This window comes from Streptomyces sp. AA1529, assembly GCF_000280905.1.
Taxonomy (GTDB): Bacteria; Actinomycetota; Actinomycetes; order Streptomycetales; family Streptomycetaceae; genus Streptomyces.
On record NZ_ALAP01000026.1, the window covers coordinates 23,722 to 38,828 of the forward strand.

The following is a 15,107-nucleotide window of genomic DNA, read 5'->3' on the forward strand; positions in this document are numbered from 1 at the left end:
GATGACAGGTGATATGCCCTATGAGTACCCCGAGTCGGACCTGCCGGCGGAGTCCGGGGACGGGCGGTCCGCGGGCTCCGCGGAGCCGACGTCCGCCGAGGCGGCGCGCAAGGCGGAGCTGGCCGCCGGTCTCGCCCGGGTGGAGGAGCGCATCGAGGGCGCCTGCCGCGTGGCGGGGCGCCGGCGCGACGAGGTCACGCTCATCGTCGTGACCAAGACCTATCCCGCCTCCGATGTCCGGCTGCTGGCCGAGCTGGGGGTGCGGGACGTGGCGGAGAACCGCGACCAGGAGGCGGCGCCGAAGGCGGCCGCCTGTGCGGGCGCGGGGCTCGACTGGCACTTCGTCGGGCAGCTGCAGACCAACAAGGCCCGGTCGGTTGCCGGTTATGCGCAGCATGTGCACTCCGTGGACCGGGTGCGGCTGGCGACCGCCCTCTCGGCCGCCGCCGTCCGCGCGGAGCGGGAGATCGGATGTCTGGTCCAGGTCGCTCTGGATGCCCCGTCCGGTTCGGTGGGGGAGCGGGGCGGTGTGGCGCCCGACGGTGTGGCGGATCTCGCGGAGGCGGTGGCTGCCGCCCAAGGGCTGCGGCTCGACGGAGTGATGACCGTCGCACCGCTGGCAGGTCCGCTGGCGGGGCGGCCCCGGGCGGCTTTCGACCGGCTGTGGGAAGTCTCAACCACCCTGCGGGTGGCGCATCCTGCTGCGACGATGATGTCGGCGGGAATGAGTTCGGATCTCGAAGAGGCGGTGCTCGCGGGTGCGACACATGTGCGCGTCGGCAGTGCGGTACTCGGCGAGCGACCTCGGCTCCGGTAACGTCGCGAAGCGAGTGGGGCCACAGCAGAATATATGGTCATTTCCGCCGGAAAAGGCCGGTCGGAGAGGCTGCGTGGATCATCCCAGGGCCACCGGTGACGGGGGCTGCGTCGATGGAGTCGATCCACCACAGAGCGGAGGACGCAGAGAATGGCCGGCGCGATGCGCAAGATGGCGGTCTACCTCGGCCTCGTGGAGGACGATGGGTACGACGGCCGGGGATTCGACCCTGACGACGAGTTCGAGCCCGAGCCCGAGCCCGAACGGGATCATCGGCGGTACGAGTCGGAACAATCACACCATTCGCTCCAAAAGGCCGATCCCGAGGAGCCGGTGAGGGTTGCTCACCCTCCGGCGCAGCGGGAGCGGGAGCCGGAGCCCCCTCCGGCCGTTGCCGCCGAAAGCGGACGAGCCGGGAGAATTGCTCCCGTGTCATCCATCACACCTGAACGCCAGAATGTCGAGAAGAGCGCCCCGGTGATCATGCCCAAGGCTGTGTCCGAACGTGAGCCGTACCGGATCACCACGTTGCACCCCCGGACCTACAACGAAGCCCGTACCATCGGGGAACACTTCCGTGAGGGCACTCCGGTGATCATGAATCTGACGGAGATGGACGACACCGATGCGAAGCGACTTGTCGACTTTGCGGCTGGTCTGGTCTTCGGTCTGCACGGCAGTATCGAGCGAGTGACGCAGAAGGTGTTCCTGCTGTCTCCTGCTAACGTCGATGTCACGGCGGAGGACAAGGCCCGCATCGCAGAGGGCGGGTTCTTCAACCAGAGCTGAGACGCAGGGCCCAGGAACAGGCCGCCAAGGCGGCACGAGAGCCCAAGGGGAGAGGGACGCGCAGATGAGAACCGCACTGGACGTGGTCCAAATCGCGCTGTACTGCTTCCTGCTCGTGCTGATCTTCCGGCTGGTTATGGACTATGTCTTCCAGTTCGCCCGCTCATGGCAACCCGGCAAGGCGATGGTGGTCGTTCTCGAGGCGACCTACACTGTCACCGATCCGCCACTCAAGCTTCTGCGGCGGTTCATCCCACCGCTGCGCTTCGGGGGCGTGGCGCTTGACCTGTCCTTCTTCGTACTCATGATCATCGTCTACATCCTGATCAACGTCGTGGCCAGGCTGTGAACGATCGGAATGGTCTTGCCGATATGCCGACGACTTACGTTGAGGTGAAGAGATGCCCCTGTCCCCCGAGGACGTGCGGAACAAGCAGTTCACGACCGTCCGTCTGCGCGAAGGCTATGACGAGGACGAGGTCGATGCCTTCCTCGACGAGGTCGAAGCCGAGCTGACCCGGCTGCTGCGCGAGAACGAGGACCTGCGCGCCAAGCTGGCTGCGGCCACGCGTGCGGCGGCTCAGAACCAGCAACAGCAACAGGGCGGCATGCGCAAGCCTCCTGAACCTCAGGACAGGCAGCAGCAGCAAGGCGGGGCTCCCGTGCCCGCCGCCATATCCGGACCGCAGCCCGTCCCGCCCCAGCAACAGCAGGGCATGGGCGGCCCGCCGCAGCTTCCCGGCGGTCAGGCGCAGCTCCCCGCGGGCCCCGGCGGCCCTGGTGGTCACGGCGGTCCCGGTGGCCCCGGCGGTCCCGGTGGCCCCGGCGGTCCCGGTGGTCCGGGTCCGCAGGGCGGCCCGATGGGTCCCGGCGGCCCCGGCCCCCAGCAGGGCGGTCCGATGGGCCCCGGCGGTCCGCAGGGCGGCCCGCAGGGCGGTCCCCAGATGCCCGGCGGCGGTGGCCAGAACAACGACAGTGCCGCCCGTGTGCTGTCGCTGGCCCAGCAGACGGCCGACCACGCGATCGCGGAGGCCCGTTCCGAGGCCAACAAGATCGTCGGTGAGGCCCGCAGCCGCGCCGAGGGCCTGGAGCGGGACGCCCGCGCCAAGGCCGACGCGCTGGAGCGGGACGCGCAGGAGAAGCACCGGGTCGCGATGGGCTCCCTGGAGTCCGCCCGCGCCACCCTGGAGCGCAAGGTCGAGGACCTGCGCGGCTTCGAACGCGAGTACCGCACGCGGCTGAAGTCGTACCTGGAGAGCCAGCTGCGGCAGTTGGAGAACCAGGCCGACGACTCGCTGGCGCCGCCGCGGACGCCCGCGACCGCGTCGCTGCCCGCGCCCTCGCCGTCGATGGCCCCGGCCGGGGCCGGTGCTCCCGCCGGTGCACCCAACGGCGGCGGCACCATGGGCGGACACCAGTCCATGGGCAGCAACGGCCACTCCATGGGCGGCCCCGGCGGCGGCCCCGGTGGCGGTCCGCACACCCAGGGCGGTGCCGGCCAGTCCTACGGCGGCCAGCAGCAGATGTCGCCGGCCATGACCCAGCCGATGGCACCGGTCCGGCCGCAGGGCGGACCGCAGGGCCAGCAGGCGCCGTCGCCGATGCGGGGCTTCCTCATCGACGAGGACGAGAGCTGACCCGGGCGCGCTGAGCGCCCACTGTCGACGGGCCGGGCCCGGGAGCACTTTCCGCTCCCGGGCCCGGCCCGTTCGTGCTGCCGGTCCGCGGACCGCTCCGCTCGCCCCGGGCCCGGCCCCAGCGCCGCGGGGTCACTGCGGCACCGCCCCCGCCCGCGGTCTGCGGACGAGGGCGGTGCGGTGAAGCGGTACTGCGTGCGGGGCTCAGCCCTTCCGGAGCCGGAACTTCAGGGACAGCGCCTCGTCCTCGAAGGTGGGGCCCTCCAGTTCCTCCGGGTCGCCCTGGGCGAACTCCTCGGCCAGGACCTCTTCCGCGATGAGGAAAGTGTGTTCGGCCAGCGCGCGTGCCACCTCCTCGTCGTCGGACTGCCAGCGCAGCTCGATCCGGTCGGCGACGTCCAGGCCGGAGTTCTTCCGGGCCTCCTGGATGAGCCGGATGGCGTCCCGGGCCAGTCCGGTGCGCCGCAGCTCGGGAGAGATCTCCAGGTCGAGCGCGACGGTGGCGCCGGGGTCGGAGGCCACCGACCAGCCCTCGCGGGGCGTCTCGGTGATGATGACCTCCTCGGGGCTCAGCGCCACGGTCTCGCCGTCCACCTGCACGGTGCCGGTGCCCTCGCGCAGGGCCACCGACAGCGCCGCGGCATCGGCCCCGGCGATGGCCTTGGCGACCGCCTGGGTGTCCTTGCCGAAGCGGCGGCCCAGCGCCCGGAAGTTGGCCTTGGCCGTGGTGTCGACGAGCGAGCCGCCGACATCCGCGAGGGAGGCGAGCTGCTCGACGTTCAGCTCCTCCGTGATCTGGGTGCGCATCTCGGGGGAGAGGGTCTCGAAGCCCTGTGCGGCGATGAGCGCGCGGGACAGCGGCTGGCGGGTCTTGACGCCGGACTCGGCGCGCGAGGCCCGGCCCAGCTCCACCAGGCGCCGCACCAGCAGCATGTCCTGGGACAGCTCGGGGTCGATGCGGCTGAGGTCGGCCTGCGGCCAGGTGGACAGGTGCACGGAGTCGGGCGCGTCGGGGGTGACCGGGACGACCAGGTCCCGCCAGACCCGTTCGGCCAGGAACGGGGTGATCGGCGCCATCAGCTTGGTGACGGTCTCGATCACGTCGTGCAGGGTGCGCAGCGCGGCGGCGTCGCCCTGCCAGAAGCGGCGCCGGGAGCGGCGGACGTACCAGTTGGACAGGTCGTCGACGAAGGTGGACAGCAGCTTTCCCGCGCGCTGGGTGTCGTAGCCGTCCATGGCGATGGTGACCTGGTCGACCAGCGCGTGCAGCTCGCTCAGCAGCCAGCGGTCCAGCAGCGGGCGCAGGTGCGGCTCCGGGTCGGCCCCGGAAGGCGCCCAGCCGCTCGTCCGCGCGTACAGGGCCTGGAAGGCGACGGTGTTCCAGTAGGTCAGCAGCGTCTTGCGGACGACTTCCTGGATGGTGCCGTGGCCGACCCGGCGGGCTGCCCAGGGTGAGCCTCCCGCGGCCATGAACCAGCGCACCGCGTCGGCGCCGTGCTGGTCCATGAGGGGGATCGGCTCCAGGGTGTTGCCCAGGTGCTTGGACATCTTGCGGCCGTCCTCGGCCAGGATGTGGCCCAGGCAGACCACGTTCTCGTAGGAGGACTTGTCGAATACCAGGGTGCCGACCGCCATCAGAGTGTAGAACCAGCCGCGGGTCTGGTCGATGGCCTCCGAGATGAACTGGGCCGGGTAGCGCTTCTCGAACAGCTCCTTGTTCTTGTACGGGTAGCCCCACTGCGCGAAGGGCATGGAGCCGGAGTCGTACCAGGCGTCGATGACCTCCGGGACGCGTTCCGCCTCCAGTGTGCAGCCCTCGGCGGGGCAGCCGAAGGTGACGGCGTCGATGTAGGGGCGGTGCGGGTCGAGCCCCGACTGGTCGGTGCCGGACAGTTCGCTCAGCTCGGCCAGCGAGCCGACGCAGGTGAGGTGACCCTCCTCGCACCGCCAGACGGGCAGCGGGGTGCCCCAGTAGCGGTTGCGCGAGAGCGCCCAGTCCACGTTGTTGTCCAGCCAGTCGCCGAAGCGGCCGTGCTTGACGGAGTCCGGGAACCAGTTGGTGGCCTCGTTCTCCCGGAGCAGGGCCTCCTTGATCCGGGTCGTGCGGATGTACCAGGACGGCTGTGGGTAGTAGATGAGGGCCGTGTGGCAGCGCCAGCAATGGGGGTAGCTGTGCTCGTAGGCCACGTGCCGGAAGAGGAGACCGCGGGCGTCCAGGTCGGCGACCAGGGCTTCGTCGGCCTTCTTGAAGAACTGGCCGCCGATCAGGTCCAGGTCGGGTTCGAACGTGCCGTCGGCGCGGACGGGCACGACCGGGTCGATGCCGTTGGCGCGGGCGACCCGGAAGTCGTCCTCACCGAAGGGGGCGAGGTGCACCATGCCGGTGCCGTCCTCGGTGGTGACGTAGGTGTCGTTGACGACGAAGTGCGCTCCGGGGATGTCCACCAGTTCGAACGGGCGCCGGTAGCTCCAGCCGTTCATCTCCCGGCCGGTGTAGCGCTCGCCGGTGATGTGCCAGTCCTCGCCGAGCGCGCTGTCCAGCAGCGGCTCGGCCACGATGATCTTGTCGGTGCCGTCGGAGGCCACGACGTAGGTGACATCGGGGTGGGTGGCCACGGCCAGGTTGGCGACCAGCGTCCACGGCGTGGTCGTCCACACCATCAGCGACGCCTCGCCGGCCAGTGGGCCGGAGGTGAGCGGCATCCGGACGTAGACGGAGGGGTCCACCACCGTCTCGTAGCCCTGCGCCAGCTCGTGGTCGGACAGCCCGGTGCCGCAGCGGGGGCACCAGGGGGCGACCCGGTGGTCCTGGGCCAGCAGGCCCTTGTCGAAGATCTGCTTGAGCGACCACCACACCGACTCGATGTACTCGGGGTTCATCGTCCGGTAGGCGTCGTCCAGGTCGACCCAGTAGCCCATCCGGGTGGTCAGCTCGGCGAACGCGTCGGTGTGCCGGGTGACCGACTCCCGGCACCGGGCGTTGAACTCGGCGATGCCGTAGTTCTCGATGTCCTGCTTGCCGTTGAAGCCCAGCTCCTTCTCCACGGCGAGTTCCACCGGCAGGCCGTGGCAGTCCCAGCCGGCCTTCCGTGCCACGTGGTAGCCGCGCATGGTGCGGAAGCGGGGGAAGACGTCCTTGAAGACGCGGGCCTCGATGTGGTGCGCTCCCGGCATGCCGTTCGCGGTGGGCGGGCCCTCGTAGAAGACCCACTCGGGGCGCCCCTCGGACTGTTCGAGGGTGCGGGCGAACACCTTGTTCTCGTGCCAGAAGTCGAGCACGGCGCGCTCCAGCGCGGGCAGGTCGACCTGGGCGGGCACCTGGTTGTATTGCATCGGCGGGTCTTCTTCCTCCGGCGGACATCGGGAAGATGCGGTGCTTCTTCACTTCCGTCGGAGGGACGAGCTCGCCTGCCTGGCCGGCGGCGGACCCGCGGTACCACCCTCCTTGACGGCGGACTGTGCCCGCCGTCCCCTCATTGGGGTAGCGCTGCCGGTTCTACTCGCCCGGGAGCCGGTTGCTCCGGGCTTTCTTCCGACGGCTCGGGGGTGATCTTCACGCCGCGCTCGCCTCCGGGCTTCCACCGTCCCCGGATCGCTCTGGGCCGCTCACAGACGCTACTCGTCCCCGTCCTCGCCTCTCGCCGTCCCCAGTGTACGGGGATTCCGCCCGGGGTACGGAGCGGTTTTCGCGCGGCCGGGCGGGGCACAAAGGTGGCAGACCGGCGTGCCCCGTTGCTGTGCGGTTGAAGTCGATTTATCGTTCCGGTCACGTTTCGCGAGCAAGATCACAAAATGTGAAGGGGCCGCGGTCATGGTGGCGGAGGAGAGCGCCGCGAAGAAGACGGCAGCATCGAAGAAGGCCACAGACGACGGGGACCGGACCGCGGCGGCGAAGAAGGCGGCCGGGAAGGCACCGGCGAAGAAGGCGCCCGCCAAGAAGACGGCGGCCAAGAAGACATCCGCCAAGAAGACGGCGGCCAAGAAGGCGCCCGCCGGAGAGGCACCGGCCAAGAAGGCGCCCGCCAAGAAGGCGCCGGCCAAGAAGACGGCCGCGAAGAAGACGGCCGCCGCGAAGGCGTCGGCGAAGAAGGCCGCGGCGAGGACAGGCGCGGGGGAACGGGCGGCGGCCGACGGGGCCGCGGCGACGACAGCGGCCGGAACGGCGGGGGGCCGGCAGGAAGGCGCTGCCGGGGCGCCCACCGGACAGGACGCGCGGACGACGACGGGAGCTGGGACGGTGGCTGCGAAGAAGACTCCGGTGACGGAGACCGAGGCGGTGCCCACGGCGCGGAGCGAGGCGGGCCCGGTGGCCGCCGGCGAACTGCCGGTACGCCCCGACGAGGAACCCTGGTCCCCGGAAGAGGTCGAGGAGGCCCGCTCGGGCCTGCGGGAGGAGGCCGACGGGCTCCGGCAGGAGATCGCCTCCGCGGAGGAGGCGCTCAGCGGCCTGATGCGGGACTCGGGGGACGGCGCCGGTGACGACGACGCGGACACCGGGACCAAGAACATCACCCGTGAGCATGAGATGGCGCTGGCCGCGAACGCGCGCGAGATGCTCTACCAGAGCGAGCGCGCGCTGGAGCGGCTGGACGCGGGGACGTACGGGCAGTGCGAGAACTGCGGCAAGCCGATCGGGAAGGCCCGGATGCAGGCGTTCCCGCGGGCCACGCTCTGCGTGGAGTGCAAACAGAAGCAGGAGCGCCGCTGAGCGCGGGAGAACGCCGTGAACACCGCCGTCCGCGCGTGTCGTACCCTCAAGGCGTGACTGAGGTGGAGCGGACTGTCGACGGCCCCGGCGAAGGCGCGGCCGGCGGTGGTGAAGAGGAGCACGCGGAAGGGGAGTCCTCCGCACCCCCGCGGCGCAGGCGGCGGATCGGTGTGCTGGCCGCCGTGGCCGGGTTCGCGTTCGCGCTGGATCTGGTCAGCAAGCTGGTGGTGGTCGCGGAGCTGGAGAACCACGCCCCGATCGAGCTGCTCGGCTCCTGGCTCCAGTTGAGCGTCATCCGCAATCCCGGTGCCGCCTTCGGCCTGGGGGAGGCGCTGACGCTCGTGCTGAGCGCGATCGCGGTGGCCGTCGTCGTGGTGATCGCGCGGATCGCCCGGAAGCTCTACAGCCTCCCCTGGGCGATCGCGCTGGGCCTGCTGCTGGGCGGCGCGTGCGGCAACCTGGCCGACCGGATCTTCCGCGCCCCGGGGGTCTTCCAGGGGGCCGTCGTGGACTTCATCGCCCCCAAGCACTTCGCGGTGTTCAACCTGGCCGACTCGGCCATCGTGTGCGGAGGCGTCCTGATCGTGCTGCTCTCCTTCCGCGGCCTGGACCCGGACGGCACCGTCCACCGGGACTGAACCCGGCCGCGCGGGCCGTGCCCCGGACCGGGAGCCGGGTGGCCGACGGCGGCCGCCGGTGCGGAGCGCTGCCCTCCCGCCGCTGCCCTCCCGCCGCTCTCCGGCCGATGCCCGCTGCTCTCCGGCCGGGGGGTGCTCAGCCGCGGTGCGGGACGTGCACCCGGACGCGGTAGCCGCCCCCGTCGGCGGCGTCGGTGACGGTGATGCGTATCCCGCCGGGAAAGGTGTGGCTCTCGCCCGGCGCGAAGGGCGCGTCCGACATCTCGGCCAGTTCGCCGGGCAGCCGGTCGGCGCAGGCGGCGCCGCCGCCGCTGCGGGGGCGGGAGTCGACGACGCGGACCGGGCCCTCGCCGGTCGGCCGCGCCGAGTCGACGGTGTAGAGGAGCACGCCCTCCGCGCAGATGTCCCGGTCCAGTCCGGAGCGGGTCCGCGCCTCGGCCACTATCGCCCGGTGCCGCCCCGTCCGTATCACGGTCAGTCCCGCGTCCGGGGAACTGACCGGTTTCAGAGTGTGCTCGGAGGTGCCGGCCGAGGTGACGCAGCCGACCCGGGAGCGGGACAGCCAGCCGAACTTCCACTTGTGCCAGCCCAGCAGGTCGGAGATGCCCGCCATGCTCATGGTGTCCCAGCCCCCCGCGTACTCGACGGAGGCGTTCTCCGCGACGTTGTAGAGATCGGGCAGGCCGTAGAGGTGGTGGGCCTCGTGGACGAAGTTCCCGCGCTGCCACAGCGCCGAGTCGGAGGCCCGGCCGAAGATGAGGGCCGCACCGTGCACCCGGGTGCCCGCGGCGCGGAGCCCGTCGAAGGTGTGCGCCTGGGAGACGGTGGGCGCGGCGGGCAGATTGCTGTCGGCCACCACGAAGACGAGGTCGGCACCGTGCACGTCGGTGCCCTGGCGGTGCGCGGCCTCCAGCGCGTCGTGTACGTAGCCGCGCATCAGGCCGGTGGGGATGCCGCGGGTGATCCCGTAGGAGGACCACGGCCGCGGCATGCGTATCCAGTCGGAGCTGGTCTCGGTCTCCAGCCGGTACTTGCCGAAGGAGGCGCGGTTCCAGAAGCGGTCGCCGTACCGGGAGAAGAAGCGCGCGCGCTTCCGGGCGGGGGTGGCCGCGGGGTGGTCGCTGAAGTCGACCATCAGCATCAGCGCGCGCTTGCTGCCCTGCGGGTGGACGTAGCCGGGCCCGAGCGGCCCCTCGTCGGTGCCGCTGCCGGGGGCTATGGCGCAGGGGCCCGCGATGCCCTCGGCTGCCGCCGCCACCCGCACCGGGGCCAGGGTGAGGCAGGCGGTGGCCAGTGCGGTGGCCACCGCCAGTATCCGCCGGCGGACCTGGCCGGGACGGCGGCGTATACCGCCGTCCGGACCGGAGTCCGGCGCGGGGTGCTGAGGCGTCCTGCGCGGCGTCATCGGCGCTTCCCTCCGGTGTCGCTGCTGGTCCCGAGGCTTCTGTCACACCGTCGGCGCAGGCGAGCGGCGTCGCACCCCGGGGTGGTCCGCGCGGGTGAGCGGGTGACCGGCGGTGCCGGTGCCGGAATCCGGGCCCGCGGCCCGTCGCCTGAGTGCGGCCGGAGTGCGGCGGACGGAGTGCCGCCGGGGTGCCGCCGGAGGCGAGGGCGTGCGGGCGGTGGCGCCGCGTCCGGCATACTCGATCAGGTGAGCACGCTTCCTGAGACCCGCACCCTGCCCGTACCCGACGGCCTCGAAGGCGAGCGCGTCGATGCCGCCCTCGCCCGGATGTTCGGCTTCTCGCGGACCAAGGCGGCGGAGCTGGCCGCGGACGGCAAGGTCCTGCTGGACGGTTCGCCGGCGGGCAAGTCCGACCGGGTGCAGGGCGGCGCCTGGATCGAGGTGGAGATGCCCCGGCAGGCGCAGCCGGTGCGGATCGTCGCCGAACCCGTCGAGGGCATGGAGATCGTCCATGACGACGACGACATCGTGGTGATCGTCAAGCCGGTCGGCGTCGCGGCCCACCCCAGTCCGGGCTGGAGCGGACCCACCGTGATCGGCGGGCTGGCAGCCGCCGGGTACACGATCGCCACCTCCGGCGCGGCGGAGCGGCAGGGCATCGTGCACCGGCTGGACGTGGGCACCTCCGGGCTGATGGTCGTCGCCAAGTCCGAGCGGGCCTACACGCTGCTCAAGCGGCAGTTCAAGGAGCGCACCGTCGACAAGCGCTACCACGCGCTCGTCCAGGGCCATCCCGACCCGCTCAGCGGCACCATCGACGCGCCCATCGGCCGCCATCCGCAGCACGACTACAAGTGGGCGGTCACCTCCGACGGCAAGCCCTCGGTGACCCACTACGACCTGGTCGAGGCGTTCCGGGCGGCGAGCCTGCTGGACATCAAGCTGGAGACCGGGCGCACCCACCAGATCCGCGTGCACATGGCGGCACACCGGCATCCCTGCGTGGGCGATCTGACCTACGGCGCCGACCCCACCCTGGCCAAGCGGCTGCGGCTGGAGCGCCAGTGGCTGCACGCGGTGCGGCTCGGCTTCGAGCACCCCGGCGACGGGAGCCGGGTCGAGTACGAGAGCGGCTACCCGGCCGACCTGCAGGCCGCGCTGGACAAGGTGCGGGCCGAGAGCTCCTGACCGGATGGATCAGCTCGCCCTCTTCTTCGCCCTGCTGCTCGCCGCCGTGCTGATGGTCCCCCTCGGGGACAAGCTCGGGCTGCCCTCGCCCGTGCTGATGACGCTCTTCGGCGGTGTGCTGGCGCTGATCCCCTCCATCCCGAACGTCTCGCTGCCGCCCGAGTTCATCCTGCCGCTGGTGCTGCCGCCGCTGATCTACGCCGCGGCCCAGCGCACGTCCTGGCGGCAGTTCGCGGCGAACAAGCGGCCGATCTTCCTGATGGCGGTCGCGCTGGTGTTCGTCACCACGGCGGCGGTGGCCGCGGTCGCCAATCTGCTGGTGCCCGGGCTCGGCCTGGCCGGGGCGGTGGCACTGGGCGCGCTGGTCGCCCCGCCCGACCCGGTCGCGGCCACCGCGGTGGCCGGCAACGTCGGACTGCCCAGGCGGCTGGTCTCGGCGCTGGAGGGGGAGGGCCTCTTCAACGACGTGACCGCCATCACCCTCTACCACGTCGCCATCGCCGCCGCCGTCACCGGCACCTTCTCGCTGCCGGTGGCCGCGGGGGAGCTGGTGCTCTCCGGCGTGGTGGCGGTCGCGGTCGGACTGGGGCTGGGCTGGCTGGCGAACAAGCTCATGGGCTACCTCGGGGACGCCACCCTGCAGACCGGGCTGAGCCTGCTGGTGCCCTTCGCCTCCTACGTGCTCGCCGAGGAGCTGATGGGCTCCGGGGTGCTGGCCGTCCTGACGACCGCGCTCTATCTGGCCTCCGGGCACGCCGTGGACGCGGACGACGTGCAGGGCCGGCTGGCCGGGCAGACGTTCTGGCAGATCGTGGACACGCTGGTGACCGGGATCGCCTTCGGGCTGATCGGGCTGGAACTGCACACCGTCTTCGGCACCGTCCAGCAGGACTGGCGCCGGCTGCTGCCCGCGGCCCTCGCGGTGGTCGGCGTCGTGGTCGCCCTGCGGCTGCTGTGGCTGCTGCCCTCCGCCTGGCTGGCGCAGCGGCTGCACCGGCGCAAGGACCTGGACGAGGACATCCCGCGCAACTGGCGGGAGACGGTCGTCGTGTGGTGGGCGGGGATGCGCGGGGTGGCCTCGGTCGCGCTGGCGCTGGCCGTCCCGCTGTCCGTGGAGCCCGCGGCCGGGGGCGGGGCGTTTCCCGGGCGGGAGGCGATCCTCTTCATCGCCTTCGCGGTGGTGCTCGTGACCCTGGTCTTCCAGGGCCTGACCCTGCCCCGGCTGATCCGCAGGCTGAACGTGCAGTCCGACAGCGCCGCCGAGCGGGAACTGGAGCGGCAGCTCGCGCTGCGGGTCGCCAAGGCGGCCCGGCGGCGGCTGCGGGAGATCGAAGAGGTGGAGGAGCTGCCCGAGGAGGTCTCCGAGGCGCTGCTGCGGCGCGCCTGGGACGTGGGTGCGCGGATCTCGCCCGAGATCGTCGGCGAGGAGCGCCGGGCCGCGCACAGCAAGCGGGTGGCCCGCGCGCAGAAGCTGCGGCGGCTGCAGAACGAGCTGCTGTCGGCGGCCCGCCACGAGGTGATCGCGGCGCGCAACGAGCCCGGGGTGGATCCCGAGGCCGTCGACCGGGTGCTGCACCAGCTCGACGTGCGCAGCTTCCGGGGCAGCTGAGCCGTTCCGGGCTCACCGCCCCGGGCCGAGCCCTCCCGGGCCGCCCCGGGCCGGGCCGCCCCGGCGAGCCCGCCGCACGGGCGGGCATTCCGCGGCCCCGGGCTGCACGGCCGGGCCCGCGGCCGCGCGCCGGGGCCGGCGGGTCAGATCGACTTCTCCTGCTGGATGTACCGGATGCCCGGCAGCGAGTCGGGGTGGTAGGCCCGCAGCCAGGCGATCAGGTCCTCGCGCAGCGAGCAGCGCAGCGTCCACAGGTCGCCGGAGGTGCGCGCCGTCACGGCCACCCGTACCTCGACGGTGGTCGGTGTGGTCCCGGTGACCACCACGTTCCAGTTCCGCCCGTCCCACTCGTCGCTGGCCCGGACCAGCTCCTCCGTCTTGGCGCGCAGCTCGGCGACGGGGGTCGAGTGGTCGAGGTGGAGGTAGACGGTGCCGGTCATCTGCGGGCCGCCGCGGGACCAGTTCTCGAACGGCTTGTTGGTGAAGTAGGAGACCGGCATCGTGATCCGGCGCTCGTCCCAGGTGAGGATCACCAGGTAGGAGACGGTGATCTCCTCGACCGTGCCGAGTTCCCCCTCCACCACGACCTCGTCGCCGATCCGCACCATGTCGCCGAAGGCGATCGACAGCCCGGCGAACAGGTTGCCCAGCGTCGACTGGGCCGCGATACCGGCGACGATGCCCAGCACACCGGCCGAGGCGAGCATCGAGGTGCCGAACGTCTTCATGCCCGGGAACTGGAGCAGCACCGCGGCCACTGCGATCACCGTCACCACGGCGGTGATCAGCCGCCGGATCAGGGTGAGCTGGGTGCGCACCCGCCGTCCGCGCGCCGGGTCCAGAGCGGCGCCGGCGTACCTGTTGGCCAGCGTCTCCGTTATGGCGGCGACGATGCGCAGGATCAGCCAGGCCGAGGCGGCGACCAGCACGATGGTCAGCCACCGGTCGACACCGGCCCGGTGGTCCTTGGCCAGGTGCGTGCTGTCGAAGAAGCTGCTGACCAGCAGCACGAACAGGACCGCCTGGAAGGGGAAGCGGCCGCTGCGCAGCAGCCCCCACATCGGGGTCTCCGGGTGGCGGGTGTCCAGGCGTACCATCAGCCGGTCGACGGCCCAGGCGAGCACGTACGAGAGCACGATCGCGCCACCGAAGACGATGACGGGCCGGAGCACGTTCTCCATGGTCGCCTTTCTGCTGACGGGGGTTCCCGGGCTCGGTGCCGGGGCGGGCGGCCGGGACGGGCCGCCCGAGGACCACCGACGACCGTACCTGGCACCATGTGGAGTACCCGGCTCCAGGAGCCGTACCAGGGGTTCTTTGTGAAGGAAGTGACATCTGTGGCACCCGTATCGCTCGTTCTCCTGCACTCCGTGTGCGGGCTCACTCCGGACGTGCGCGCCGCGGCGGAGCGGCTCCGCGCCGCGGGGCACGAGGTGGTGACCCCCGACCTGTTCGACGGCCGGACCGCCGCCTCGGTGGAGGAGGGGATGCGGATGCGCGAGGAGGAGGGCAGCCCCGACCGCGACGAGCTGCTGCGCAGGGCCGTGGCCGCCGCCGCTCCGCACTCGGGCAAGGGGCTGGTCTACGCGGGCTTCTCGATGGGCGGCTCCATCGCCCAGACCCTCGCGCTGGCCGACCGGAAGGCCCGCGGCCTGGTGCTCTTCTCCGGCACCTCGGACATCCCGGAGGACGCGGCGGTCGACGACCTGCCCGTGCAGCTCCATGTCGGCGATCCCGACGCCTTCGAGCCGCACGACTGGCTGACCGCCTGGTATCTGCGGATGCAGCAGGCCGGCGCCGATGTGGAGGTGCACCGCTATCCGGCGGCCGGGCATCTGTACACGCACGCCGAGCTGGAGGACTACGACGAGGAGGCCGCCGAGCGCACCTGGCGCACGGTGCTGGGGTTCCTGGAGACGCTGTAGGCCCGCCTGCCGCGCCCGCCCGGTCCGGTGGAGCCGACGACCCCGCGGTGCGGTCCGGGCCGGCGCGCGGCGGGTGCTCGGCGGCGTCCCCGCCGCCCGGGGAGGCTCAGGAGGCGGTGCGGCACCGCCGCGGCAGCTCCACCTTTCCCGGCCGGTGCGCGAAGGTGTTCATCACCAGCCACTCGTCCAGCTCGGGATCGTGGAGGTTCTGCACCCCGAACTGGAGCACCTGCCAGAAGGTGCCCGGGTCCCGCCGGTCGACGTAGACGTCCCCGAGGGCGAGCGGGGCGGCGGCGACAGGCCACCGCCGCCGGAAGGGAGGGCGCTCGGCCGCCGGTCGGCCCGACGCGGCCGCGGGCCGCCGCTGCCGGACGGCTCAGCGCTCGCAGCG

General features: G+C 72.1%; 13 protein-coding genes. 9 read left to right on the forward strand and 4 right to left on the reverse strand.

Annotation, left to right across the window (positions count from 1 at the left end):
• Nucleotide 1 precedes the first annotated feature (1 nt).
• The 4 genes from A949_RS0108010 to A949_RS35880 all read left to right on the forward strand — a co-directional run bounded on the left by A949_RS0108010 (nucleotide 2) and on the right by A949_RS35880 (nucleotide 3,243).
• On the forward strand, nucleotides 2-817 hold the full coding sequence (locus A949_RS0108010; protein WP_237735770.1) for a YggS family pyridoxal phosphate-dependent enzyme: 816 nt from the start codon (nucleotides 2-4) through the stop codon (nucleotides 815-817).
• A 150-nt stretch (nucleotides 818-967) separates the two neighbouring features.
• Nucleotides 968-1,606, forward strand: a complete 639-nt coding sequence (locus A949_RS0108015; protein WP_019355488.1) for a cell division protein SepF — start codon at nucleotides 968-970, stop codon at nucleotides 1,604-1,606.
• 64 nt (nucleotides 1,607-1,670) lie between these two features.
• Nucleotides 1,671-1,955 carry a YggT family protein gene (locus A949_RS0108020; protein ID WP_019355489.1) on the forward strand — a complete coding sequence of 95 codons (285 nt, stop codon included), beginning with the start codon at nucleotides 1,671-1,673 and terminating at the stop codon, nucleotides 1,953-1,955.
• Between the two features lie 52 nt (nucleotides 1,956-2,007).
• On the forward strand, nucleotides 2,008-3,243 hold the full coding sequence (locus tag A949_RS35880; RefSeq protein ID WP_063826252.1) for a DivIVA domain-containing protein: 1,236 nt from the start codon (nucleotides 2,008-2,010) through the stop codon (nucleotides 3,241-3,243).
• Nucleotides 3,244-3,447: 204 nt separating this feature from the next.
• Here the strand turns inward: A949_RS35880 and ileS are convergent, their stop codons facing one another.
• Complete coding sequence (gene ileS / locus A949_RS0108035; RefSeq protein WP_019355492.1) at nucleotides 3,448-6,576, reverse strand: isoleucine--tRNA ligase; 3,129 nt, start codon at nucleotides 6,574-6,576, stop codon at nucleotides 3,448-3,450.
• Between the two features lie 478 nt (nucleotides 6,577-7,054).
• Here ileS and A949_RS0108040 point away from each other — a divergent pair, with 478 nt between their 5' ends.
• On the forward strand, nucleotides 7,055-7,951 hold the full coding sequence (locus tag A949_RS0108040; RefSeq protein WP_019355493.1) for a TraR/DksA family transcriptional regulator: 897 nt from the start codon (nucleotides 7,055-7,057) through the stop codon (nucleotides 7,949-7,951).
• Between the two features lie 53 nt (nucleotides 7,952-8,004).
• A complete protein-coding gene (gene lspA, locus A949_RS0108045) occupies nucleotides 8,005-8,589 on the forward strand; it encodes a signal peptidase II (RefSeq protein ID WP_026004445.1) in 585 nt (194 codons plus the stop codon).
• A 136-nt stretch (nucleotides 8,590-8,725) separates the two neighbouring features.
• Here lspA and A949_RS0108050 read toward each other — a convergent pair whose 3' ends face one another.
• Nucleotides 8,726-9,994 carry a hypothetical protein gene (locus A949_RS0108050; RefSeq protein ID WP_019355495.1) on the reverse strand — a complete coding sequence of 423 codons (1,269 nt, stop codon included), beginning with the start codon at nucleotides 9,992-9,994 and terminating at the stop codon, nucleotides 8,726-8,728.
• A gap of 246 nt (nucleotides 9,995-10,240) precedes the next feature.
• Between A949_RS0108050 and A949_RS0108055 the strand changes: the two genes are divergently transcribed.
• Nucleotides 10,241-11,182 (forward strand): RluA family pseudouridine synthase, encoded by a 942-nt coding sequence (locus A949_RS0108055; RefSeq protein ID WP_019355496.1) that lies wholly within the window; start codon nucleotides 10,241-10,243, stop codon nucleotides 11,180-11,182.
• A gap of 4 nt (nucleotides 11,183-11,186) precedes the next feature.
• Nucleotides 11,187-12,791: a Na+/H+ antiporter gene (locus tag A949_RS0108060; RefSeq protein ID WP_019355497.1), complete on the forward strand. Its 1,605-nt coding sequence runs from the start codon at nucleotides 11,187-11,189 to the stop codon at nucleotides 12,789-12,791.
• Between the two features lie 143 nt (nucleotides 12,792-12,934).
• Here the strand turns inward: A949_RS0108060 and A949_RS0108065 are convergent, their stop codons facing one another.
• Nucleotides 12,935-13,972 carry a mechanosensitive ion channel family protein gene (locus A949_RS0108065; RefSeq protein ID WP_019355498.1) on the reverse strand — a complete coding sequence of 346 codons (1,038 nt, stop codon included), beginning with the start codon at nucleotides 13,970-13,972 and terminating at the stop codon, nucleotides 12,935-12,937.
• A gap of 156 nt (nucleotides 13,973-14,128) precedes the next feature.
• On the opposite strand from A949_RS0108065, the gene A949_RS0108070 reads away from it, so the two are divergent.
• On the forward strand, nucleotides 14,129-14,716 hold the full coding sequence (locus A949_RS0108070; RefSeq protein WP_019355499.1) for a dienelactone hydrolase family protein: 588 nt from the start codon (nucleotides 14,129-14,131) through the stop codon (nucleotides 14,714-14,716).
• A gap of 106 nt (nucleotides 14,717-14,822) precedes the next feature.
• On the opposite strand, the gene A949_RS39490 is transcribed toward A949_RS0108070, so the two are convergent.
• The gene (locus tag A949_RS39490) at nucleotides 14,823-14,945 is read right to left on the reverse strand and encodes a hypothetical protein (protein WP_019355500.1); all 123 of its coding nucleotides are present in this window, start codon (nucleotides 14,943-14,945) and stop codon (nucleotides 14,823-14,825) included.
• Nucleotides 14,946-15,107: the final 162 nt, after the last annotated feature.